Origin of the sequence: Terribacillus jepli, assembly GCF_047228925.1 — a bacterium.
Classification (GTDB): domain Bacteria; phylum Bacillota; class Bacilli; order Bacillales; family Amphibacillaceae; genus Terribacillus.
The window spans coordinates 1-24,393 of record NZ_JBFEGH010000027.1 but is presented as its reverse complement, the minus strand read 5'-3'; the positions used below and the strand labels follow the sequence as shown (position 1 = coordinate 24,393).

Genomic DNA, 24,393 nt, shown 5'->3' with positions numbered 1-24,393 from the left:
GTTCGAGGTGGAAGCGTGGTGACACGTGCAGCTGACGAATACTAATCGATCGAGGACTTAACTAAAAACGAAAAGCGAAAAAGGCCGCAGTTTCTGGTTTCTGGAGCTGGATCTAGCCGCAGCGCTAAAGACTTAGTAAGTCAACGCCAAAGACCAAGCACTCCGGTGCTTGGCACGCATGAGATGTAAAGCATGAAAAGTTTCTTATCTAGTTTTGAGGGTTCATTCCATATGAATTCTTGAATTGTCTGGTGGTAATAGCGAAGAGGTCACACCTGTTCCCATGCCGAACACAGCAGTTAAGCTCTTCAGCGCCGATGGTAGTTGGGTTCGCCCCTGCGAGAGTAGGACGCTGCCAGGCAAGATGAAATCCCTGATCCTTATATGGATTAGGGATTTTTTGCTATAAAAAAGGGGGCTTGAAATGGAGGATAAAAATGAAAGAAAACTTATCATCCGGGAAGCGGAATTAAAAGATGCTGCTGCTTTGGCACAATTGAGACTTAAAACAGATGGAGAAACGGAATATATGGATAGGGAAGAAGGAGAGGGCTATATATCTTCCAAAGATTTTGAAGAATTGATAGAAACGGATCAAAAAGAAACGACAAATTTATGTCTTGTTGCTTACGTCGATCAAGAAATGGCGGGTTATTGCAGATGTGAAGGAAATAAATTAAGACGCCTTTCGCATCAAGTGACTTTCGGCATTGCTATCTTAAAAGATTATTGGGGATTAGGCATAGGCAGACGAATGCTGGAAATGGTCATAGCATGGTCAGAAGAGAAGAAACTACATAAAATCAACCTAGCAGTTCTTGCTTCAAATAAAAGAGCTATTGCTCTATACCAAACCTATGGCTTTCAGATCGAAGGCCGTTTGAAAGATGATAAAAGGTTAAGCGATGGTGAATTTTACGATACTTTACTTATGGCGAGGCTTTCGAATAAGTATACATAATAAAAACCCTCCATCATCGTGATGGAGGGTTTCTTCACATTAATTTGCAGCGGAAGCAGCTTCCCAAGCTGCATGCATGCCTGCTACTCGGCCAGTTACCATGGCAGAGGTAATATTATAACCCCCAGTATAACCGTGAATATCAAGGATTTCACCGCAGAAGTATAATCCATGCATAAGTTTGGATTGCATTGTTGTCGGTACGACTTCCTTAACGGAAACGCCGCCACCGGTAACAAAGGCCTTTTCGATTGGCTGAGAGCCATTTACAGGGAAGGTAAAACCCTTGATCAAGCTGACGAACTGCTCAACATTTTCCCGGGAAATATTTGCCGCTTTTGTATCCGGAACTATGCTGGCCTGTTCCATTAGAAAATCAAGATACCGTTCAGGAACGATGCCTTTCACCAAGTTACGGAAAGCTTTTTTAGGCTGCTCTTTTATCATTTGTGAAAGCTCATCGATTAATACGTGAGCTTTCTTGTCGGGAATTGCATCAATGTGAATACCGATATCTTTCCGTCCTTTCATCAGCTCCTTCACTACATACTGCGAGCAACGCAATACAGCAGGTCCTGAAATTCCAAAATGGGTAAACAGCATATCCATCTGATGCGTGATGATTGCTTTTCCTTTTTCATTCAGTACACTTACAGCTACATCCCGCAGTGCAAGTCCTTGGAGTAGTTTTTGTTTAATGAAGTCTGCCGAAGAAAGCAGAGGCACTTCTGTCGGATACAGCGTCGTAATCGTATGTCCTGCTTTCTTAGCCCATGCATAGCCGTCTCCGGTACTGCCGGTATGGGGTACTGCCTTCCCGCCTACAGCGACAATGACAGCCCCTGTGCCGATTTTTTCGCCGTCTTTCAGGATAATTTCGTGTGTTTGCTCGCCATAGTGGATTGCTTTGACTGGTGTTTCCGTTCGGACACGGACATGAAGTGCATCCAGACGATTGAGCAGGGCCTGTACAACGGATTTAGCAGAGTTGCTCACAGGGAACATCCGTCCGTGGTCCTCTTCCTTCAGCTTCACACCAAGGTTCTCGAAGAAATCAATGATATCGTAATTGTCAAAGATAGAAAATGCACTATATAAAAATTTTCCGTTACCGGGAATGTGCTTGATCACTTCATCTTGCGGGAGACGATTCGTGACATTGCATCTACCGCCACCGGATATCGCAAGTTTGTTGCCAAGTTTTTTCCCTTTATCAATCAAAAGTGTTTGAGCGCCATGCTCGGCTGCCGATATGGCTGCCATGAGTCCGGATGGACCGCCGCCGATCACTACTACATCGTAATTCATGCTGGTTCTTCCTTTCTGCTGATGGGATCCAAAGGAATTCTTCCATCAGGTCTACTTTATGATAAAATAGATTCATTGGATTTTAAAGAGGAGTTAGGTGAAATAATGGCTTTGTCGACAATGATTCGCGGGACATTGCTGCTGACGGCAGCTACATTCCTGTCGAAGTTTCTCGGGATCATCTATGTTATCCCGTTCAATGCATTGGTAGGTTCCTCAGGGGGAGCTTTATTCAACTTTGCATATACCCCGTATAATATATTGATCAGCATCTCTACAATCGGTATTCCGTTGGGTGTTTCAAAATTTGTATCAAAATATAATGGTTTAGGGGATTACCGGACAAGCCAGCGTGTTTTCAAGACCGGCTTCAGAATCATGGGAGCCACGGGTATCGTGGCATTCCTGATCATGTACTTTGGTGCTGAATGGATTGCACAGTGGAGTGTAGGAGATGGAAAGTCAGGTTTTACAACGGAAACGGTTGCTTATGTAATCAAGCTCGTCAGTTTCGCCAACTTGATCATACCTGCAATGAGTATCGTCAGGGGATTCTTTCAAGGTAACCAGTCCATGGGTCCATCTGCTGTTTCCACCGTGGTGGAACAAATCGCTCGCATCGTATTCTTGTTGCTCAGTGCTTATCTTGCCCTGCATGTCTTCCATGAAAACATTGCCGTAGCTGTCGGTTATGCGACATTCGCAGCATTTGTCGGTGCACTTGCGTCCTGTGCAGTGCTCTATGTCTATTGGCGTGCCCGTAAGCCGCATCTTGAATTGAAAATGAGGCAGCAAATCGTCCGTCCTGCCCCGATTTCAGATAGGACAATCATTAAGGAATTGCTGAGCTATGCCGGCCCATTTGTTGTCACTGGAATCGCTACTTCACTTTACCAGTTCATCGATCAGTTCACGATGCCGCGTGCGTTGGAAGCGATTGGACAAGGGAACGTAGCTGTTGATATCTTCGGAGTAATAAACTTTTATGGTCAAAAAATCATCACCATCCCGATGACATTGTCCATTGGATTATCCTTGGCAGCAGTGCCGGCCATCACGCGTGCATTTTTCTCTGATGATCGCAAATTATATTTACAGCAAATCAATCAGTCATTACAAATCGTGCTTTTCTTGATTTTGCCCGCAAGTATTGGAATTGCATTATTGGGAAGTGAAGCTTATACAGCGTTTTACGGTACAGAAGCTGTTCTAAATCCTGATATAAAAGCGGGTAATCTTATGGTTTGGTACGCACCTGTTGCGCTGCTGTTTGCGTTGTTCACGACAACTTCTTCCATCCTGCAAGGTATAAATGAGCAGCGTTTTTCCGTCATCAGTTTGACAGCGGGATTATTAGTGAAGATTTTCTTCAATATTCCGCTCATCCATGCTTTCGGAGCCAAGGGAGCCATCTTGGGAACTGCATTGGCGGTCGGGATTGCAACAGTATTGAATTTCCTGAAGATGAAGCATGTACTGAACTTCCCGGTGCGACAGCTTGCAAAGCGGACAATCTTGATTTTGATTTTCACAGCAATCATGTCTGCTGTGGTATTGCTTACCAAGTTTCTTCTAGGTTTTGCAATTACTTTCGAAGATGGACAAATTGCATCAGCTGTCATCATCTTCGTCTGTGCTTTGGTGGGGGGAGGCATTTATATGATCCTTTCCTATAAGTCCACATTGCTTGAACGTGTACTCGGAAATCGGATCGGGTTCCTCGATCGCCTAATGAAAAGAAAGAAGGGTTAAATGATGAGATTGGATAAGCTGCTGGCCAATATGGGATTTGGCAGCAGAAAAGAAGTGAAGACACTCCTCAAACAAGGAGCGATTACGGTGAATGGCGTCCAGGTCAAATCGCCTTCCATTCATGTGGATGAAAAGACAGATAATGTACAGGTGAATGGGGAAACAGTGGCGTACAGGGAGTTCATTTATTTGATGATGCATAAGCCGCCTGGATTGGTGTCGGCAACGGAAGACAAGCGGGATGAGACTGTGGTCGATATCCTGCAGCCGGAAGATCGCATATTCGAGCCGTTTCCCGTCGGCAGATTGGATAAGGATACGGAAGGCCTGCTGCTTTTGACAAATGACGGGACGCTTGCACATCAGCTACTATCACCAAAGAAACATGTGCAAAAGCTTTATTATGCCCGTATCGATGGGGAAGTGACCGAAGAAACCATCAAGCAATTCCAGCAAGGTGTAACCTTGGATGACGGGTATGTGACGAAGCCGGCAACCCTCCATATCCTGGACGCTGGTCCGGTTTCTGAAATCGAGATAACGATAACCGAAGGGAAATTCCATCAGATTAAGCGCATGTTCGAAGCCGTCGGGATGGAGGTCACCTATTTAAAGCGATTGCGCATGGGCAGCTTGGAGCTGGATGAAGATCTTGAACTGGGAGAATACAGGGAACTTTCTGATGAGGAACTTGACGGACTGTTCGGTGATACAAAAAAAAGCTGATCTGCTTGCAGATCAGCTTGCCTTAAATGGTAAGAGTTTTACATAGGTTGTACGATTTGAATCAAGAGATTTTGACTTTTTTTGAGGTCGTTGACCAAACCCCCCGATGAGGACTTTGTACTAAACCGTTATACTCCAGCACGTTCAAATCGCGCTGTACCGTACGGTCCGTAATACCAAATTCTTCAGCCAATTCAGTAGTAGAAACTGTTTCCCTTTCTCGGATATAAAGATAGACAGCTTTTACACGGTTTAGCATTCGGGATGTTGATTGATTCAAAAAACCACTCCTTAGTTTTACATAAGAATCTGGTGCTCTAAATCTCTTTCTACCCGTATTTTACATCAATTGAGCAAAGAAGGCTAGGAGATAGGTTAAATTTTCTGTTAATTACCCTTTACAAGAATATTGATAAAAATTCAGGAGGCGAAAGCAATGGAAAGAATCGATTGGTTTGAAAAGGCATCAGCTTATAAGGATGCTTATGCAGAAGTATTGAAAGGTCTTATATCCATTCCAAGTGTATACGATGTGTCGACAAAAACGGACAAAAAGCCGTTCGGTGAAAAGATTGATGAGGCACTTGTGTATATGCTGCAAGCAGGTAGTGATGATGGATTTTCGACCAAATATGTCGATGGCTATGCTGGTCATATCGAGTATGGAACAGGAGACGGCTTGGTAGGTGTACTTGGTCATTTGGATGTCGTGCCAGCTGATGGGACGTGGACCTATGGTGCCTTCAATCCGACTTTGGCTGAAAATCGACTTTTCGGCAGGGGGACCTTGGATGATAAGGGACCGGTTGTCGCCGCATATTTTGCCATGAAGCTCTTGAAGGATATGGGCCATGAACCGAAAAAACGTATCCGCTTGATCATGGGTACGGATGAAGAACGTGATTGGCAATGCATGGAGTATTACTTCCAGCATGAGGAAATGCCGGATACCGGCTTTACACCGGATGCGGACTTTCCGCTCATATACGCGGAAAAAGGAATCATCGATGGCTATATCTCACTGCCCCCTGTGACTGCACAAAGCGACATGCTTCGACTGGAGCGCTTTGAAGGCGGTAAAGCATTGAATATGGTTCCAGGTCACGCAGAGGCACTTCTGACAGGCGAGAGTATGAAGCAAGTGGAAGAAGCATATATGGCTTTCCTGGCTGCTGAAGGGTTCACTGGCAAGGCAGAAGCTAAAGAAAATACTATACGTCTAAGTATGTCAGGTAAAGCTGCCCATGGCTCGACACCTGAAAAAGGAAGCAATGCCGTAGTGGCACTGGCTAAGTTCCTTGTTTCCCTGCCGATGCACGGTAAAATAACGGAAATGCTGAGCTGGCTTGTCGAAAAGTTTGAAGATTACCATGGCAAGGGCATTAATCTAGGGCTGACAGATGATGTATCGGGATCGCTGACGCTCAATCTGGGCGAGTTCAGCATGAAGGATGGCCAGGCTTGGCAAATCGGAGTCAATATCCGTTATCCAGTCACAACCGCATATGATACCGTTACTTCAAGGCTGTTCACACAGCTTGCAGAAGCTGGTGCCGGATTCCGGGAAACATCCCATTTGCCTTCTCTTTATGTGGAGAAGGATGATCCACTGGTCCAAACGTTGCTCGATGTGTATCGTCGTCAAACAGGCGATCAAACCGATATCCTGGCAATTGGCGGGGGTACCTATGCGAGAGCGATGAAGAAAGGTGTCGCTTTTGGGCCGCTTTTCCCAGGTGCACCGGACAGTGCCCATCAGCAAGATGAGCACATACTGCTTGAGGATATGCTGAAGGCCATTGCAATTTACGCAGAAGCGTTATATCTGCTGACAAAGGATGAGCATCAGTAATGCCGACAGAAACGAAAACGACATATCGATCTTTACAATATTTTTATCTGACAGCATTTTTATCAAATGGATCGTTATTCCCGCTGCTCGCTGTTTTCCTGCAGGAAGAAAAACAGCTGGATCCCGTGCTTGTCGGTCTCATAGTCGCTGCGATACCTTTAGTCAATACGGTGATGGAGCCTGTCTGGGGGCTTTTGAGTGATTATACGCAGAAACCATTGCGCCTGCTGGCAGCAGCATTGACTGCTGCTGCTGCGCTTGCATTCATTTATTTGATATATGACCATTATGCACTGCTATTGCTCGGTATGCTTGCTATTGCCGTTTTTCAGGCGGCTGTCATCCCGTTATCGGACAGTATGGCCTTAAGCTTTGTCGAGCGTAATCAGCTTGAATATGGCAACATCCGATTATGGGGAGCTATCGGTTTTGCAGTTGCTTCCTTCTTGCTGGGTTACATAACCGATTTCGTTGGAACATTGGATGTGATATTCATTGCATATGGCCTGTGCCTTCTGCTTGCTCTCCCAGCCTTACGAAAGTTTCCGCGGCAAGGCTATGATATAGCGGCAGTATCGATGAAGGAAGGATTACGCACGTTGCGTAAAAACAAGCCATTTCTATTTTTCTTAGTTTCCAACTTTCTTATTTTCGGACCTATCTTAGCAAATAATTTCTATTTCGGAACATTCATTTTAGCTGCTGGTGGTACACTAAGTGCTGTCGGTATCGCTTTCTTCCTGGGGGCAGGCAGCGAAGCGCCATTTATGAAATTAGCCCATCGGATCATCGGGAAGATGAGTGTCCTACATGTTGTCATGCTAAGTGCTGCTGTATCCGGCGCGAGATGGGTTTTATACATGTTTGACCCGCCGCTTGCTGTCATTTTCATTACGACCATCATTCAGGGGTTATCGATAGGACTCTATGTACCTGCCGCTCTGCTATATATCAGGAGTGCGGCTCCTTCTTCCGTTCAAGCAACAGCTATTGCGCTGTATTCCGCGGTCGGAACAGGTCTCGGCAACGCGCTGTTCAACCTGATGGGCGGTATGATCCTGGAGATTGCGACTGTTTACCATATGTATGCATTGTTTGCTGCAACGACCTTCACAGGTGTAGGAATCTTAATTATCGTAAAAAGAATGAAAGCTGCGGCAGAAGGGAAAAGAGGAATAGCATGAGTACACATTATTTCATTGGAATAAATACAGATGAATCGATCCAATCGGCGTTGGCTGAGTGGCAGGCAGAACTGAAATCATATGTTCCGATGAAACAATGGCCAAGGCCGGAGGAATTCCATATTACATTGCAATTCCTTGGTCCTGCAGAAAAAGAGCAGCTAGATCAAATAAAGGAAGCCTGGCAAGGCACGGATTTCGGTAACGCATTTTCTTTGGAGGTATCCGGAATTGATATATTTGGCAGCCCCAAGCAGCCACGTGTTGTCTGGGCAGGTGTGAGACCATTTGATCAGCTTCAAGCATTGCAACAGAAAGTGACTGCAAGCACGGAGCATGCAGGCTTCAAGACTGAAAATAGACCCTATCGGCCCCATATCACCCTAGGGAAGAGATGGGGAGCAGGTAAAGTAGAGGGGCAGCTGCCGCAGCTTGATAAACGGCTGACTTCACCGATTATGGTGGAGAAGGTGACGCTTTATCGTATCGAACCAGGTAAACTGCCCAAATACGTACCTGTACTGGTCAAAGATCTGGAGAAGGAGTGAATTGATGTGGCTCAATTGATTAAGCTGCATGAATATATATCACGATATGAACAGAATCCTTACCGTTATCCTGGTCAATTCATCAAATTGAAAAAAGAGAATTGGGAGAAGATGCACAGGGAATGGGAACAGCAGCAGGCTGCTCCTGCTCCCTTTATCATAGGGGAAGACAAGGAAGAGGCACGCAGAAAACCATGGTATCGGGTATTTCGCAAGAAAGAAGGAGAAATGGAAGAGCCTGAGCCTGCTCCGGTTTATATAGCACCGACGGAACAGGTTTTGAAACAGGATTATCTGGAAGAGCTTTTTGACTTTCAGTTGAAATGGGCAACTTCGACAATAGGGGAATTTTCTTTTTATGATCACAAGTACAAAAAAGATCCGGTTCTCCGTTACTTCCTAAAGCGATTTCCTGACACTTTCTTTGTCATGTATAAACCTGTTTTCGAAGTGAAGCAGACAACGATGGAGGCAGATACAATTTTGATCCACCCATTGGGCATTGAAATTATATCTGTTTTAGAGGATAAGCCGGATGTGTTATTCTGGACTTCTGATGATCGCACTTGGAAGAGGGAGTCGAAGGGACAGTTTTCCACGTTCCTCAATCCGATGCTTTCTTTGAACAGGACGGAAAAGCTGATACAAGGTATCTTGAAAAAGTATGATATCGAACTGCCTGTACAAAAAATTGTCTTAAGCAGAGAAAACCAGATTCGATTCGCAAGTGAGCCTCGAAATACACAGTTTATCGGTTCTAACAAGCATACAGCTTGGCTGATGGCCAAACGGGAGGAACAGCTGGCATTGAAACATGTACAGCTACGTGCCAGTGAAGTGCTGCTGGAACATGCCTATACAAAAGCTGTTGCCCGCCCAGAATGGGAAACGAAAGAAAACGAAGAATTTTTTAGTTAAATAAACTGTTTTTAAGCTCAATCATATTGATAAAACCATAGAAAATGTTGTAATCTTAAGTATGTCTGTCGAATTTGTTCGGGAATGTACTTGCCTTGTGTCACGCTGGGCTTGTTTACAGCTAGTAATGCAGAGCGATTGCACTAGGAAAGTAGGAATGAACGGTGAATTGGTTAGAACACATACTGGGGAATGAGTGGAAGATTGCTCCTGCTGGCGGTGTTACAGGAGAAGCATATTATGCAAAAAGCGGAGATCGTCAGCTATTCCTGAAGCGCAATTCCTCTCCTTTTTTGGCAGTTCTGTCAGCGGAGGGAATTGTACCAAAACTTGTATGGACGAAGCGGATGGAAAACGGGGATGTCATTACGGCACAGGAATGGCTGCTGGGACGCGGTCTGACTTTCTCCGAAATGAGCGATCCACGAGTGGCCAAGCTGCTCAGTAAGATCCATCATTCCTCCGAGATGCTGAATATGCTGATGCGGATGGGGAAAAAACCCCTGCAGCCAGAAACGAAAATGGAAGAGCTGCGAAAGAAGGCAGCTGGCTTCCAAGATCGGCTGCCTTCTTTGGGAAAAGTACTGAAGAGACTGGAACAATTCCTACCTGAAATGCCGGATCAGTTGTTAGCTGTCTGCCATTTTGATATCGATCATAACAATTGGATGATAAGTCAGCATGATGAGCTGTACCTGGTGGACTGGGACAGTGCCCTTATCGCGGACCCAGCAGCTGATATCGGAATGCTGCTGAGAAAATACGTTCCACTCCCTGATTGGGAAGATTGGATGAAAGCATACGGGAAGCCGCTTGATGAAGCACTTCTTAAACGTATTTACTGGTACGAGGCTGCCCGTATCATCATGTCTTTGCGCGATGACAATATGGAGCGCAAAAGTAAAGAATTGGCACAGCTGCTCATGGAAGTAAAACAGCTGAGCTGTTAACCTTGAAAGCTGTCGATTGTCTCTACCCAATCCTCGAGCTGTTCTCTGTTCGTTGTGATATGCGCATTGATATCGGCAGCTTTTTCACCAGCAGTACTGTACGAATGGATACTGGGAAGCAGAGCAAGAAGCTCCTGCTGATCAGTTGATTTATGGGATAAAATGGAACGTGCCAGACGGGATATTTGCTCACATTCGGATTTGCTTCCGCAGCAGGATTCGCAATGCTCGCTAAGGATATCCCGCAGAAGGCCAAGTTGGTTTTGAACGGAAAGTGACATTGATTTTCCCCTCCTTCCTGAGCATAGCGTGTGCGTTTTAACACCAAACTATGCAGGGGGCAGGGCAGAAATAGGAGTGAGATCTATGCGTGTGCGCCATAAACCTTGGGCAGACGATTATTTGAAAGAAAACGATCATATTGTGATACCGGAACCGAAAAATCATAAAGGCAAATGGAGGGAGTTATTCGGTAATGATAATCCTTTGCACGTTGAGATTGGGTCCGGCAAAGGACAGTTCATTACTGGCATGGCTGCACAGCACCCGGAATACAACTTCATCGGTATCGAACTGGCGAAAAGCATCATCGTCACAGCTGTGGAGAAAGCTGCTGAGGCGGATCTGCCAAATGTACGGCTCTTGAATGAGAATGCAGCTGATTTCCGTGAGCTGTTCGAGGAGAACGAGGTGGACACCATCTATCTTAATTTCTCCGATCCATGGCCGAAGAATAAGCATGAAAAGCGCCGATTGACTTATAAGAGCTTCTTGGAGCAATACAAAGCCGTACTGAAAGAAGATGGAGAAGTTATTTTTAAGACGGATAACCAAAAACTATTCGAATATAGTTTATCCAGCTTTTCCCGATTCGGCATGATATTGCAGGAAGTGAAGCTTGATTTGCACGCCGAAAACGATCCATTGAATGTGAAAACGGAATACGAAGAGAAATTTTCTTCCCGCGGCTATCGAATTTATCGCAGTGTAGCCACATTTCAATAAAGATCCCCGATAATAATTCAATATTTTAAGCTTATTGGCTGGCATGGAGACGGTGAAATACCCGTACTCCTGCCAGCTGATTTTTTATTCCATATATATTACCCCTACCCAATCTTCCTCTTTTCTTGAATGTCCCCTAAATAAATGTGAGTATTTTATAAAAATGAAGCTGTCTAGGTGATAAAACTATAAGTAATTATTTATGTTCAGTGATAAAGTGTTGTAAAACGGAACACGCTTGTAAGTGATGAAGCAGCTGTCAGTAAAAGAGAAAGGATGGACTTGATGAAAAAATGTCTTGCACTTTTGATGTGCAGTATGATCATTGCTTCTTTGCTAGCTGGATGCAGTAGGAATGGGGAGCACGTAAGTGGTTCAGGAGACCAAATTATTCTGGACTTCTGGACGGCGTGGGGTCCTGGTTCGAAAGAAGAGGAGATAGGATTAAAGGTGATTGAGACATTTGAAAAAGAAAATCCTGACATAAAAGTGAATGTTCAGGTGATGACGTTTGATATGCTATATGACAATATTATAACGTCGATTAATGCCGGGAATGCTCCGGACATAAGCTGGGGGTTGGGTGAATGGTTCAGTGATTTGAATCATGCTGATGCATTGCTTGACTTGACACCTTATTTTCATGAATGGGAAGAAAAAGACCTCATCTATGATAACGTGATCGAAGCATTGACTGTAAACGGAAAATTGAAAGCGCTTCCCAATTACTTGGGAAATCGAGCGTTGCTTTACAACAAAGCTATCTTACATGAAGCGGGACTAGACGGGCCACCAGAAACATGGGATGAATTGCTAGCCATGGGGCCGATCATCAAAAAGAAAACGGGGAAGTATGCATTTGGTATATCCGGAACAGGCGTTCGTGCCCCGCAAGAATTGATTATGTATTTAGCGCAAAATGATTTGGAACTTGCAGTGCAAGCTGAAGAAGGAAAGTTTAAAAATACTTGGAATGAAAATCCAGATGAGTTGGAAAGGGCGACGGAGGTATTTCGGTTTTACAATGATCTTTTGGATGAGGAAGTAATCGATCCAAATGGACGATCATGGGGACACCAAGAAGAGGACACCAATTTCTCGCTTGGGCAATTTGCAATGGTTGTGAACGGTACATGGATGGAAGATACCATTGACGAGGCCGGTGTGATTGATAATTTAGGAATTGCTCCCCCACCTAAAAACGCATCCGAAGCAACGTATCTTGAAATTAGTCCGTATTATATTTTCAAAGACACGGACCATCCAAAAGAAGCATGGGAGTTAATGAAGGCAATGCTTGGAGACGAATACCAACAAGGAGCCAATCTTTATAAATCGCCTCGTATAGATGTAAAAGGGGAAGGACTATGGGCGGAAGGATACGACGGGTTAACCGAAATAGGCGCAGTGTTCCCGCAAGTGTCCCTTGGCAAAATTACAAATGATATGACAGATGCGGTCGGGAGAGTGCTTCTATTGGAAGAAGATCCTGAAAAGACAGCCTCATGGCTCGGCGAAGAGATAAATAAATCATTGGAAGCGAATGGCCAATTAAGTGAGGACGCAGTGCGAAGCAAGTAAAAGAAAAGGGTGATCGAATGAGAGTGAGTGTTGAAAAAGATACGGAATCCCTCTCTCGAAAAAGAAGGCCCACCAGAGAGGTGAAGGCAAAACAAATCGCTTATATGTTTGTGTTACCCGCTTTCCTATTTTTCCTTGTCATTGTTGCTTATCCGCTGGTTTCGGTTATTTGGGATAGCTTTCATGACAAAAATCTTTTGAATACAGGAGATGGACGTTTCGTTGGATTAGCTAACTATGTGGAAGTGATGCGCAGTGAATATTTCGTCCAAGCTTTTGTAAATACGGGGATTTGGACAATAGTCTCTGTTGCAGGTGAATATATTTTAGGGGTTGTGGCGGCACTTGCATTGGCGCAAAGAATACGTGGAAGAGCCATTTTCCGAGGTATCATCATTATTCCATGGATTGTTCCAGTAGTTGTCGCTGGACTGACGTGGACTTGGATGCTGACACCGGATTACGGTGTGTTGAATAGCTGGCTAGTCAAATTGGGTTTGCTTGATGAACCATATTATTTTCTCGGAGAGCCGGACACTGCATTATTATCGATCATCATTGTGAATATATGGCGCAGTTTTCCATTTTATACAATCACCTTATTAGCAGCACTCCAATCTATTCCACGTGACATATACGAAGCTGCTGCACTGGATGGTATCGGGCCGGTTGGCCGTTTTTTTAAAATCACGCTGCCGCAGTTGAAAAGTGTATCGATTGTATTGATCATGATCCATATCATATGGACAGCGATTAACTTTGATTTTATTTGGGTGATGACAGAAGGCGGTCCTGTTCACTCTTCGGAAACATTGCCGATCATGATTTATCGCTTTGCCATGCAAGAGTTGAATATTGGTTTGGCATCAGCGCTTGCTTCCTTGATGCTTGCATTTATGATCATTGGTTTCATGATGTATTACTTGTACATTCAGCGAAAATCTGGCAATAGGGGAGGCGTGTAATAGTATGGTTGAATCAAAACGATCAAAGCTTGTGCAAAAGCTGCTGACGTATGTAGTCTTAGTCGCCTTTTCCTTGTTTTGTCTGTTTCCGTTTCTATGGATGGTGATCACCGCACTGAAGCCTACCGACGAAGTACGGAGCACAAGGCCTAGTTTCTTTATCGAAAATCCGACATTTGACAACTTCTTGCACGTGTTTTGGAATACAGGGTTTTTAACGTATTTCAAGAATAGTCTTTTTGTAGGGGTGGCGGCGACTGCACTTTCACTCTTGATTTCAGTGTTCAGTGCTTATGCTTTGAGTCGTTTTATGCGATTCAGAGGGGTCAAGCTTGTCAGCGTTACGATGATTCTTTCGCAAATGGTGCCCCCTGTGCTATTGCTCGTTCCACTTTACATCATCATGATGCAGCTTGGCTTTTTAAATACACATATCAGTTTACTCGTAGCATATACAACATTCACGATCCCGCTTTGTACCTTTATGCTGACAAGCTTTTTTTCATCGATTCCAATAGAGCTGGAGGAAGCGGCGGAGATGGATGGCTGTTCAAAGATAGGGTTGATCTGTCGCGTCATATTACCGATTTCCATTCCAGGTCTGGTTTCAACGTCGCTGTTTGCTTTTGTCAATGCATGGAATGAATTCATGTTTGGCTATGTATTCATAAATGACGATTCACTTCGGACATTGACACCTGGTCTCTCTTTGTTTAAAGGATTGTATACGACGGATTGGGGAAGCATCATGTCAGCATCGGTGATGAGTGTCCTTCCAGTCGTGATCCTCTTTTTATACTTGCAGAAGTATCTCGTGGAGGGGATGACGGCAGGAGCGGTAAAAGGCTAGAAAGAGAGGGGAAACAATGAGTCTATATGATGTTTCTTTGCGATCGCAAGCGAACTATCCATATGTGACTTTTTATTATTACAAGGAATGGCAGGATTTTGCGATGGAACTGCACGAACATGATTCTGTAGAAATCATGTATGTTATGTGTGGTTCCTGCAAGATTGAATTAGAAGGTGAGACATTGCATTTAAAAAAGGGCCAATTCATCATCATCGATGCGAATGTTCCCCACAGATTGCATGTGCAATCAGAGAAAAGATGCAGAATGGCAAATGTCGAATTCGCTTTTCGTCCTGGGGCAACGAATTACCTTCCATTCAAGCAAGTGGTCGAGGAAACCCCTTCCCTTCTGCAAATGCTATGTGACTATCAGCCTTATTTGCTGTTTTTGGATTCGAACGATATCTATGGCTGTTTAAAGAATGTGATTCTTGAACTGGATAAGAAGGGGACATCAACTGATTTTATGGTTCAATTGCTGCTCAGTCAGCTTATGATCCGTATCTCGGAATTAGCGAATCGAAATGACTATGCACCTGAGCAAAATCTGTATAACAAGAAAGCCGTCGAATTTATCCATCAAAATTATGACAGGGATATTCGTGTAAAGGACATTGCGGATGCGGTACATCTTCATCCAGGCTATTTGCATCGTGTTTTTAAGGAAACCATGGGCTGTTCAATCAATGACTATTTAATTCTGCATCGTATGAAGAAGGCGAAAGAGCTCATAGCACAAACGGATATCCGAATAACAGATGTTCCTTATTATATCGGCGTGAATTCGCAGCAATATTTCAGTACGCTTTTCCGTAAATATACGGGAAAGACGCCGATGGAATTCCGCAGGGAGCAGCAGCGTCTGCATTTGCAAAGTGACGATTTTATAAAAAAATAACCAGTATATGTCTTCATAGTGAAAGTAATGAAATTCACTAAGGTGCTACGATGAACAAGAAGGGAAGTGAATATGATGAGTTTTAAGGTAGCATTCGTCGGGGCGGGCAGCATTGGTTTTACACGCGCGTTATTACGGGACATCTTAACTGTACCAGCATTCAAAGATATCGATATAGCTTTTACCGATATCGATGCGGATAATTTGAGCATGGTGACGGATTTATGTCAGCGGGATATTCGTGAGAATGGATTATCAATTGTCATCCAGTCTACGCTTGATCGCAGAGAAGCACTGAAAGATGCACGTTACATCATTTCTGTTTTTCGTATTGGCGGGTTGGAAGCATTTGAACAGGATATAAACATCCCGCTGCGCTACGGGGTTGATCAATGTGTAGGAGACACTTTGAGTGCCGGAGGTATTATGTATGGTCAGCGCGGTATTCATGAGATGCTCGAAGTGTGTAAGGATATCCGTGAGGTTGCCGAACCGGATTGTTTGTTGTTGAACTATGCCAATCCGATGGCTATGCTGACATGGGCATGCAATACACATGGAGGTGTGAAAACAGTCGGACTGTGTCATGGTGTGCAAGGAGGACATCGTCAAATAGCCGATGTGTTGGGGCTGGAGCAGAAAGATTTGGACATCATTTGTGCCGGGATCAACCACCAAACATGGTACATTCAAGTCAGTCATAAAGGCGAGGATTTAACAGGTAAACTTCTTGAAGCGTTTGAGGCACATCCCGAGTATAGTAAAACAGAAAAGGTCCGTATCGACATGCTTCGTCGCTTTGGGTACTATAGCACGGAATCAAACGGGCATTTAAGCGAATATGTTCCATGGTACCGAAAACGATTGGAAGAGATTACGGATTGGATAGATTTAGGTACGTGGATCAATGGAGAAACTGGCGGCTATTTGCGGGTGTGTACGGAGGGGCGGAATTGGTTTAAAGAAGATTTCCCGAACTGGATGAAAGAACCGGCATATCAGTATGTCGAAACAGAGCGGGGGCAAGAGCACGGTTCATATATCATTGAAGCACTGGAAACAGGCCGAACATATCGAGGTCACTTCAACACGATCAATAAAGGCATCATTGCGAACCTGCCGCAAGATGCTATCATTGAAGCTCCAGGCTATGTTGACCGAAATGGTATCAGCATGCCTGTTGTCGGGGACCTTCCATTGGGATGTGCTGCTGTTTGTCAAGCAAGCATATCAGTACAGCGGCTCGCGGTGGAAGCTGCCATCACAGGAGACGATCGACTCTTAAGGCAGGCGTTCATGATGGATCCCCTAGTCGGAGCTGTATGCACACCGCCAGAAATCTGGCAGATGGTGGATGACATGCTCATCGCTCAGGAACAATGGCTGCCGCAATACAAAGAGAGCATCGTCAGTGCAAAGAAGCGTCAGCAAACGGAAGACCGTTTGCCTTTGAAAGAATACACAGGTGCAGCCCGTTTAAAAATAAAATCGGTTGAAGAAATGAAAACAAATCGACAAGAGGCATCCAAAAATGCCAGAGAAGCAGATAAAGCATTGGAGCGGCCTGCACAAACGTAGCGGGAACACGGATAACTTGAAATACTATAAATATTATTATATAGGAAATGTTATTTTCCACCAAAAAAACACCCCAAAAGTTACGTATTGTTCTAACTTTTGGGGTGTTTTTCTTATTTTTTAGGATGCCGTTTCGACAGCATCGATAACTGATCCAGTTTCTGCATCAACGAAGAACTCGTATTGAGCAGGTTTTCCATCGATCGTACGTGAGATACCGCCACGGTAAACAGTGTATGTGAGGCCATGCTTCACTTTTTCTTCCGGTTTCATATAAATCCAAGACCCACTGATCGGACCTTCTTTCTTAAATGCTTCTTTAGCGAATTTCAGCGCTTTTTCCGGAGTTACTTTCTGTTGTTTCGCAATCTGCTTCTGGAGCAAATAGCCAGCTGCAAGGCCAGCACCTACGATTGCTACTGTTTTCTTTACGCCCATTTTGGTCACCTCTTCAACATAAGTTATATTCTATTATAGCTTATTACTGAAGAAATATAAAACGAAACAACCTTTATGGCATGTTGAGGGCCAATCGTTTACAATAGATATACAATAGTCTGACAAAAGGGAGTACATATGTATGAATCAAAAAACATTGGATTTATTCAAACAGCTGACAGAACTGCAGGCTGCACCAGGAAATGAGCAACTGATGCGAGCCTTCATGAAGGATAGACTAAAAGCATATTCTGATGAAATCATCCAGGATAAGCTTGGCGGTATTTTCGGGGTCAAAAAAGGCAAAGGACCTAAAGTGATGGTTGCCGGACATATGGACGAGGTCGGTTTCATGGTGACAGGTATCACTCCGAATGGGCTGCTTCGTTTTCAGACATTAGGTGGATGGTGGAGTCAAGTCTTGCTTGCACAGCGAGTACAAGTCATGACCGAAGAAGGGCCAATTCCAGGTGTCATCAGCTCGACACCGCCACATCTGCTGACACCTGAACAGCGCAGTAAGCCTGCTTCCATTGATGGCATGCTGATTGATATCGGGGCGGATGATGAGCGGGATGCATATGAACTTGGCGTAAAACTTGGGCAGCAAGTTGTCCCGTTCATGCCATTTACCCCAATGGCCAATGAGAAGAAAATTTTGGCTAAGGCTTGGGACAATCGCTATGGATGCGGCTTGGCGCTTGAATTGATGGAGGAGGTATCCGGGGAAACTTTACCGAACCAGCTGTATGCCGGCGCGACAGTGCAGGAGGAAGTAGGTCTTCGCGGCGCACAAGTAGCATCCAACATGATCGATCCGGATATTTTTTATGCACTGGATGCTTCACCTGCAAATGATGTGGGCGGAGACAAGCAAGCTTTCGGTCATCTGGGACAAGGAGCGCTTTTGCGTATTTTTGACGGTACGATGATCATGAATCGGAATATGCGTGAATTCATCCTTGATACTGCGGAATCCAATAATATCAACTACCAATATTATGTCGGCAAAGGCGGTACGGATGCTGGCCGCGTCCATTTGGCTCATGAAGGCGTTCCATCAGCAGTCATCGGAATTGTATCCCGATATGTACACACAAGTGCAAGCATCATCCATGTGGATGATTACGCGGCTGCAAAAGAGCTTTTGATCAAGCTTGTCCGTGCGACGGATCAGTCGACAGTGGACCTTATTACCGCAAACGATTGATTTGACCAGAAAGGATGCGCAATGGATGAATTTGATAATAGGATCAAAGAACCCTGCTAAAGTAAATGCAGTTTCGGCTGTATTCGGTGATACATGGACATTGAAAAGTGCAGCAGTGGATTCTGGTGTAAGTGCCCAGCCGATGAGCGATGAAGAAACACGCCTTGGTGCGGTTCAGCGAGCCCTTGCGTGCAGCAAGCTAACCGGAGCAACTGCTGGAATTGGCCTGGAAGGCGGCGTCACAGAGATGGATGATGGATTATACATCTGCAATTGGGGGGCCTTGGCTGTCGGGGATGAAGTATGGAGCGCAAGCGGTGCGAAGCTGCTTCTGCCGGATTTTATCGCTGAATCAGTACGTGAAGGTAAAGAACTGGGACCAGTCATGCGGGCATTTACTAGCAGGCAGGATATATCGACGACAGATGGAGCCGTCGGTGTCTTTACAGACGGACATATGTCCCGTGCGGCAATGTTTGAACATATATGTCTTTTATTGAAAGGACAATACGCCTTTTATCTAGCGAATAAAAAGAAGGAAGCGGAATGTTGAAATCCGCTTCCTTCTTTCTTTATGAGGTTTGTTTCCATTCAGGTTCATCGTCTGGGACAGCATAGTCTTTATTATCTATCTCTTGACTATCCGTATCAGTAGTGATTGGGGCAGCAAGCGGCGTTTCTTCCGCTTCAGTGAATCCTGATCCATCTTCCGAAACGGACTCGAGATCGAACTGAGCCACCTCATCAGCCAAATCTTTAGATAGCTGTTGCAGCTGCGATGCAGCATTTGTCAAGATATCGATCGACGCTGCCTGCGTATCACTTGATGATGCTACTTCCTGTGCAGCAGAAGCTGCTTCATCAGCAATCTGATTGATATGACCAAGCATGTCTGTAACAGTCTCATTACTTCCTGCAACTTCCGCTACTGAAGAAGAGATACCTTTCATCTTCGCGTTGCCTTGCTTCAATTGATGATGGATGCGGCTGAATGCGTTCGTCGTTTCTGCAACGCTTGTTGCTTGCACCTGCTGATAAGCGTCAAAGGTTTTGGCTTCTTCGGCCAAACCGTTCATTTGCTGATTCATGGAACCTACAAGTTTATGGATTTGCTGTGCTTCCTGTTTGGAGCGTTCAGCCAGCTTCTTCACTTCATCCGCGACGACAGCAAATCCTCGTCCATGCTCGCCTGCACGAGCCGATTCAATTGCAGCATTCAGTGCCAGCAAGTTCGTGCTTTCTGAAATCTCTTCGATCGTCTGGACAATCGAGCGGATTTGGTTCGCCTGTTCGACAGCAAGCTGGATTTCTGCAGTCAGTTTTTGAGCGAGTTCCAAGAAGCTGTCAGACGTCTCATGCAGCTGCTGCATTTGCTCGATACCGATGCTTCCTTCTTTTTCAGCTTGCTTCATTGCCTCTTCGACTTGTAATGTTTCTTCCTTCATCGACGCAATGGCATGGCGGACTTTTCCGAGCATAACATTGCTTTCCTCAAGCTGTGCTGCTTGGTCTTGCGCACCACCGGCTACTTGGCCGATCGCTTGGTTCACTTCTTCATATTGGGCAGCTGTTTGCTGTGAAGCTGCTGCCAAATACGAGGATGAATCATCCAATACTTCTGAAGCTTCTTTTACCTTGATCATGGATTGTTCCATCTTGGCTGCCATCTGATTGAAAGTTGTGCCTAAATCGGCCATCTCATCCTTTGTGGTAATTGGTACACGGTAGGCCAGGTTTCCATTTCCGATGATCTCTGTTGCTTCTTTCAGCTGACGGATTGATTTTGTGATCGCACGGATGAGCGGCCAGCCAGTGCAAAGGACAAGCAGGAAACTGAGTATGATGACAGCAAGCAAGATGATGCCGAGAATTGTGGAAGTTCTTTCATTCGTTTGTTTCAGATTGTTTGTCTCTTCTATTGCTGTCTGTCCGACGCTGTCGACGGTCGTTGTCACTTCCAAGGCGGCCGTTTCAAAATTAGCGGCGAGTTCCGATGCCTGGGTGCGTGTATTTGTCAGTGTGGACATGGCCGATGTGTATTTCAGCAAACTGGAGTTGATATCACTGACGGCGTCCCCATCCAAGTCTGAATCCGAGATGGCTGTCTTGAATGCATCGACTGCTTCGTCGAATGCATCTTTATCCGGGGCAGCTCCATTTGGAGGCTGGATGACTCCCTGCTCGGTCCTGGAGACATTCTCCAATGCGGCTGAAACTTCATCTCCTGCACCTTCGGCAATCTCATGAAAATTCCCGGAAGCATCATTGATGATTTTACGGAGTCCTTCATCCGACGTGTAGCCGATGGTTTCATTCATACTCGTCACTTTCTCCAGCTCTTCCTGATAGGAAGATGCGCCGTCCTTGATCTGTGTAAAGTATGCTTTTAAATCTTTATTTTCTTTGTAATCCTCTTCATATGTAGTGGCTTGTTTGTGGATACTTGCAATGGCACCCAATACGGCTTCTGCATTGGATGCCGAGGGCTGTGCGAAGTATGTCTCCTGCTTTTCAAGTGCATCCAGCATATCGTCCTTGATATATTGGCTGGATACATAGGCTTCCTGATACTGCTGCGTTTTCTCCGACATGTGATTTTGCTCGTTAAAATAATAATAAGTAAAAGCCCCAAGCACGACAATGCTTGCTAGTGATAAGAACATAATCAAGCGTATACGCTGGCGTATTGTATGCATGTGTTTCCCCCTTTTGTACTGTTGTGTGCTCTTCTTAATTATAGGTATAACTTACCATGTTTACAATAAATTTATAAAAGTTTGATAATTATCTTGAATGATTAGACCTACAAACTTGAAAGTCTAGGTCTAAAGAGTGTGGAACAGACAGTCCCAACGCAGGATATTCGCATTTGGTACAGGGCTCTGATAAAATGTAGAAAAAGACTAATGGGGGCTTTAAAGTTGAAACATTTAGAATCAGAAGCACAACTAAACGAAATTCTTCAAAATGGTAAAACAATATTGATGTTTTCCGCAGACTGGTGTCCGGACTGCCGTATCATCGAGCCGGAGCTGCCTGAGATCGAAGCAAAATACAGTGGATTTGAATTCGTTCATGTGGACCGGGATCAGTTCATCGATGTATGTCAGCAGTACGATGTATTCGGGATTCCTAGTTTCATCGCGTTCAGCAATGGTGAAGAAACCGGACGATTCGTCTCCAAGGACCGTAAGTCCAAAGAGGAAATCGAATCTTTCATCGAATCCTTACCGCAATAACTGCAAGGAGTATAGCTTATGAAAATGACAGCTTTGAAAATGAAACAAAAATTGGAGGATCGTTTGCAGGATCCAGCTTGGCGTACTTCCTACGATCGGGAAAAAAGCAAATTCCGGGTGGAATGGCAGGATACGAAGGAAGGTGTGACGCTAGCTCTTCCCAATATAATCGCAAAATACGAGACACGAGGCGAAAAAGCGCTTGATGAGCTGGAACAGCATGTAAAAGAGGCATTGCGTGTCATGCATGAAGAGCAGCATTTGGAAGGTAATGAACAGCATGTCTTTCCGGTCATACGAGCCACTTCTTTTCCATCGGAGACAAAATCCGGGCTGAAGATGGTATATTCGGAACACACGGCAGAAACAAGGATTTACTATGCATTGGATCTCGGTAAATCATATCGGCTCATCGACGAACGAATGATGGAAGAGCAAGGATGGACGGTCGAACGTCTTCGGGAAATTGCTGCGTTCAATGCAAGAAGTCTATCCACGGATCTGAAAGAAGACAGGGTGGCAGGAAACTCCTTTTACTTCATTGCGACACAGGATGGTTATGATGCCAGTCGTATACTGAATGAATCACTGTTGGAAGGTTTCCGTGCGAATGCCAAAGGAGAAGTGCTTGTTGCTGTTCCCCACCAGGATGTCCTGATTTTGGCGGATATTGAAAATAAGACTGGTTATGATATATTAGCACAAGTAACCATGAAATATTTCGCAGAAGGCCGTGTACCAATCACATCTTTGCCATTCATTTATGAAGAGAAGAAATTGGAGCCAGTATTCATAATGGCGCGTAATCGACCGGAGTCTGCCAAGGGAGAGGAAAAGTAAGATGCAAGCATTTTATAACAAACAAGGAATCGGTGATGTATTGCTGATCGCCCTTAAGCAAGGAGATCGTCATTCCATTAAAGAAGAAAGATTCGGTGATGTTGTCCGGATCTCCGATAAGGATGGGCTGGTTGGCTATAATCTATTCCAGGCTTCCGAATACTTGAAAATTACGACAGCAGGCAAGGTGCAGGTCGATGAAGAGTTCGCCAGCAGCATTCGTGATATTTTCAAGCAAAATAAATTGGACGATGCATTTGATGTTGATTTGACTCCTAAGTTCGTCGTCGGCTATGTCAAACAAAAGGAAAAACACAGCAATGCTGATAAGCTTAGTGTCTGCCAAGTCGACCTTGGTGATGAGGCTGTTCAGATCGTTTGTGGTGCACCGAATGTCGATGCAGGTCAAAAAGTGGTTGTTGCGAAAGTTGGTGCCATCATGCCGAGCGGTTTGGAAATCAAAGCCGGAAACTTGCGCGGTGAAGATAGTTTCGGTATGATTTGTTCCCAAAAAGAGCTTGGTTTGCCGAATGCACCGGAAGAAAAAGGAATTTATGTGCTGGACGATTCCTATGAAGTCGGTCAAGCTTTTAAGTTTTAATAGGAAAAAAAGCACCGGATACAAATTGTATTCGGTGCTTTTTTAGGTAGAAGGAACAAAAATCAGGCAAGACCGCCTTATTTTTTAAGTGTAGTCAGAATGTTTTTAGGGTAAAGCTATTCACGGTTTGTGAAAACCTGCTAAAATGAAGATATTATAATGAAAAAGGAAGATTTAATATGTGGGAGCGTCTTAAGCAAGCTCTAAGCAACTTTTTTATGACCGAAGTAGTAGTGGAAGAAGAACCAGAGCTGAAATCACGGAACGCTTCTGAAAAGAACGTACAGAAACAATATCAGAATAATCAGCAGCCACAAGCAAAAATGGCATATACATACCCGAAAGAACGAGCATTCCGGTTTCCGATGATTCCGGATGAGTCCGGCAGTGAAAAACCGCCTGCCCCGAATGTGCGATCAGTGCGCCGACAAGCACAGGTACAGCCAGAAACGCGGCCGCAAGCGACGCCTCGTAAAAAAAGACAGACAAGTCCTAACCAGACAGAAAAAACGAGAAGCATGGAACGATCGCCCAGTCAGAATCAGCCGCGGCAGACACAAAGACCTCGGCCAGAGCCGAAGGCAGACAAGAAACCTTTCCAGCCGACAGAGGTGCCATCTCCTGTTTATGGGTTTCGTAAGCGAAAAGAGGAAGCAGCTGAGGATATCGTCACCTTGGAGTCGATACAGGAACGCGCGGATTGGAAGAAACTTGCTGCCACTGTATCAGATAAGGCACAGCAGGAACATGTTAACCTGGAGATTTCAGCAGCCGAAAATATAGCACGGCAGCCAGAGACAGAAGTGATCAAAGAATCCGCAGATATGCTGGGGAATAGTCATTCTGTACCTACAAAAGAAATGGATACGGGGAAAGCAGCTTACACTGCTGAGCCAGCTGAAGAACAGGATTCCGTATCTTCCCAACCAGAAGCAGTGCATATGGAGCAAACAACGCCAGCTCCAGGGAAAATGGAAGAAGATGCG

25 protein-coding genes and 1 rRNA gene are annotated in these 24,393 nt (G+C 44.8%); 21 read left to right on the top strand and 5 right to left on the bottom strand.

The window, feature by feature from the left end:
• The first annotated feature begins 247 nt into the window (after positions 1-247).
• Positions 248-361 (top strand): 5S ribosomal RNA (gene rrf / locus AB1K91_RS19835).
• Between the two features lie 63 nt (positions 362-424).
• Entirely contained in the window at positions 425-961 is a 537-nt protein-coding gene (locus tag AB1K91_RS19830) for a GNAT family N-acetyltransferase (protein ID WP_413092409.1), read from the top strand.
• Positions 962-1,000: 39 nt separating this feature from the next.
• On the opposite strand, the gene AB1K91_RS19825 is transcribed toward AB1K91_RS19830, so the two are convergent.
• Complete coding sequence (locus AB1K91_RS19825; RefSeq protein ID WP_413092408.1) at positions 1,001-2,269, bottom strand: BaiN/RdsA family NAD(P)/FAD-dependent oxidoreductase; 1,269 nt, start codon at positions 2,267-2,269, stop codon at positions 1,001-1,003.
• 105 nt (positions 2,270-2,374) lie between these two features.
• Between AB1K91_RS19825 and AB1K91_RS19820 the strand changes: the two genes are divergently transcribed.
• The gene (locus tag AB1K91_RS19820; RefSeq protein ID WP_413092407.1) at positions 2,375-4,021 is read left to right on the top strand and encodes a putative polysaccharide biosynthesis protein; all 1,647 of its coding nucleotides are present in this window, start codon (positions 2,375-2,377) and stop codon (positions 4,019-4,021) included.
• Positions 4,022-4,024: 3 nt separating this feature from the next.
• A complete protein-coding gene (locus tag AB1K91_RS19815; RefSeq protein ID WP_413092411.1) occupies positions 4,025-4,747 on the top strand; it encodes a pseudouridine synthase in 723 nt (240 codons plus the stop codon).
• A 61-nt stretch (positions 4,748-4,808) separates the two neighbouring features.
• Here the strand turns inward: AB1K91_RS19815 and AB1K91_RS19810 are convergent, their stop codons facing one another.
• Positions 4,809-5,027: a DeoR family transcriptional regulator gene (locus AB1K91_RS19810; protein ID WP_093728766.1), complete on the bottom strand. Its 219-nt coding sequence runs from the start codon at positions 5,025-5,027 to the stop codon at positions 4,809-4,811.
• Between the two features lie 156 nt (positions 5,028-5,183).
• On the opposite strand from AB1K91_RS19810, the gene pepV reads away from it, so the two are divergent.
• The 5 genes from pepV to AB1K91_RS19785 all read left to right on the top strand — a co-directional run bounded on the left by pepV (position 5,184) and on the right by AB1K91_RS19785 (position 10,199).
• On the top strand, positions 5,184-6,599 hold the full coding sequence (gene pepV, locus AB1K91_RS19805; protein WP_413092406.1) for a dipeptidase PepV: 1,416 nt from the start codon (positions 5,184-5,186) through the stop codon (positions 6,597-6,599).
• Positions 6,599-7,783 carry an MFS transporter gene (locus AB1K91_RS19800; RefSeq protein ID WP_413092405.1) on the top strand — a complete coding sequence of 395 codons (1,185 nt, stop codon included), beginning with the start codon at positions 6,599-6,601 and terminating at the stop codon, positions 7,781-7,783. Before pepV ends, AB1K91_RS19800 begins: the two co-directional genes overlap by 1 nt.
• A complete protein-coding gene (thpR, locus tag AB1K91_RS19795; protein WP_413092404.1) occupies positions 7,780-8,331 on the top strand; it encodes an RNA 2',3'-cyclic phosphodiesterase in 552 nt (183 codons plus the stop codon). Before AB1K91_RS19800 ends, thpR begins: the two co-directional genes overlap by 4 nt.
• Positions 8,332-8,337: 6 nt before the next feature.
• Positions 8,338-9,249, top strand: a complete 912-nt coding sequence (locus AB1K91_RS19790; protein ID WP_413092403.1) for an NERD domain-containing protein — start codon at positions 8,338-8,340, stop codon at positions 9,247-9,249.
• A 164-nt stretch (positions 9,250-9,413) separates the two neighbouring features.
• Positions 9,414-10,199 carry a phosphotransferase gene (locus AB1K91_RS19785; RefSeq protein ID WP_413092402.1) on the top strand — a complete coding sequence of 262 codons (786 nt, stop codon included), beginning with the start codon at positions 9,414-9,416 and terminating at the stop codon, positions 10,197-10,199.
• On the opposite strand, the gene AB1K91_RS19780 is transcribed toward AB1K91_RS19785, so the two are convergent.
• Positions 10,196-10,480, bottom strand: coding sequence for a YtzH-like family protein (locus tag AB1K91_RS19780; protein WP_093728772.1), 285 nt, complete (start codon positions 10,478-10,480; stop codon positions 10,196-10,198). The genes AB1K91_RS19785 and AB1K91_RS19780 overlap by 4 nt on opposite strands.
• An 85-nt stretch (positions 10,481-10,565) precedes the next feature.
• On the opposite strand from AB1K91_RS19780, the gene trmB reads away from it, so the two are divergent.
• The 6 genes from trmB to AB1K91_RS19750 all read left to right on the top strand — a co-directional run bounded on the left by trmB (position 10,566) and on the right by AB1K91_RS19750 (position 17,079).
• A complete protein-coding gene (trmB, locus tag AB1K91_RS19775) occupies positions 10,566-11,204 on the top strand; it encodes a tRNA (guanosine(46)-N7)-methyltransferase TrmB (protein ID WP_413092401.1) in 639 nt (212 codons plus the stop codon).
• Between the two features lie 285 nt (positions 11,205-11,489).
• Positions 11,490-12,785, top strand: coding sequence for an ABC transporter substrate-binding protein (locus tag AB1K91_RS19770; protein ID WP_413092400.1), 1,296 nt, complete (start codon positions 11,490-11,492; stop codon positions 12,783-12,785).
• An 80-nt stretch (positions 12,786-12,865) separates the two neighbouring features.
• The gene (locus AB1K91_RS19765; RefSeq protein ID WP_413092399.1) at positions 12,866-13,750 is read left to right on the top strand and encodes a carbohydrate ABC transporter permease; all 885 of its coding nucleotides are present in this window, start codon (positions 12,866-12,868) and stop codon (positions 13,748-13,750) included.
• 4 nt (positions 13,751-13,754) lie between these two features.
• Positions 13,755-14,600: a carbohydrate ABC transporter permease gene (locus AB1K91_RS19760; protein WP_413092398.1), complete on the top strand. Its 846-nt coding sequence runs from the start codon at positions 13,755-13,757 to the stop codon at positions 14,598-14,600.
• A 16-nt stretch (positions 14,601-14,616) separates the two neighbouring features.
• A complete protein-coding gene (locus AB1K91_RS19755) occupies positions 14,617-15,501 on the top strand; it encodes an AraC family transcriptional regulator (protein WP_413092397.1) in 885 nt (294 codons plus the stop codon).
• 75 nt (positions 15,502-15,576) lie between these two features.
• Positions 15,577-17,079, top strand: a complete 1,503-nt coding sequence (locus AB1K91_RS19750; protein ID WP_413092410.1) for an alpha-glucosidase/alpha-galactosidase — start codon at positions 15,577-15,579, stop codon at positions 17,077-17,079.
• A gap of 120 nt (positions 17,080-17,199) precedes the next feature.
• Here AB1K91_RS19750 and AB1K91_RS19745 read toward each other — a convergent pair whose 3' ends face one another.
• Entirely contained in the window at positions 17,200-17,517 is a 318-nt protein-coding gene (locus tag AB1K91_RS19745; protein WP_413092396.1) for a PepSY domain-containing protein, read from the bottom strand.
• A gap of 142 nt (positions 17,518-17,659) precedes the next feature.
• Here AB1K91_RS19745 and AB1K91_RS19740 point away from each other — a divergent pair, with 142 nt between their 5' ends.
• Both AB1K91_RS19740 and AB1K91_RS19735 read left to right on the top strand, forming a co-directional pair.
• The gene (locus AB1K91_RS19740) at positions 17,660-18,727 is read left to right on the top strand and encodes a M42 family metallopeptidase (RefSeq protein ID WP_413092395.1); all 1,068 of its coding nucleotides are present in this window, start codon (positions 17,660-17,662) and stop codon (positions 18,725-18,727) included.
• Between the two features lie 25 nt (positions 18,728-18,752).
• Positions 18,753-19,280: a DUF84 family protein gene (locus AB1K91_RS19735; RefSeq protein ID WP_413092394.1), complete on the top strand. Its 528-nt coding sequence runs from the start codon at positions 18,753-18,755 to the stop codon at positions 19,278-19,280.
• 19 nt (positions 19,281-19,299) lie between these two features.
• Here AB1K91_RS19735 and AB1K91_RS19730 read toward each other — a convergent pair whose 3' ends face one another.
• Positions 19,300-21,423, bottom strand: a complete 2,124-nt coding sequence (locus tag AB1K91_RS19730) for a methyl-accepting chemotaxis protein (RefSeq protein ID WP_413092393.1) — start codon at positions 21,421-21,423, stop codon at positions 19,300-19,302.
• Between the two features lie 225 nt (positions 21,424-21,648).
• Here AB1K91_RS19730 and AB1K91_RS19725 point away from each other — a divergent pair, with 225 nt between their 5' ends.
• From AB1K91_RS19725 to AB1K91_RS19710, 4 genes are all read left to right on the top strand, one after another.
• Positions 21,649-21,966 carry a thioredoxin family protein gene (locus AB1K91_RS19725; protein WP_413092392.1) on the top strand — a complete coding sequence of 106 codons (318 nt, stop codon included), beginning with the start codon at positions 21,649-21,651 and terminating at the stop codon, positions 21,964-21,966.
• A gap of 18 nt (positions 21,967-21,984) precedes the next feature.
• Positions 21,985-22,806, top strand: coding sequence for a DUF1444 domain-containing protein (locus AB1K91_RS19720; protein ID WP_413092391.1), 822 nt, complete (start codon positions 21,985-21,987; stop codon positions 22,804-22,806).
• Between the two features lies 1 nt (position 22,807).
• A complete protein-coding gene (ytpR, locus tag AB1K91_RS19715; RefSeq protein WP_413092390.1) occupies positions 22,808-23,407 on the top strand; it encodes a YtpR family tRNA-binding protein in 600 nt (199 codons plus the stop codon).
• Between the two features lie 179 nt (positions 23,408-23,586).
• Positions 23,587-24,393: hypothetical protein (locus tag AB1K91_RS19710; protein ID WP_413092389.1), on the top strand; the 807-nt coding region annotated here is incomplete at its 3' end.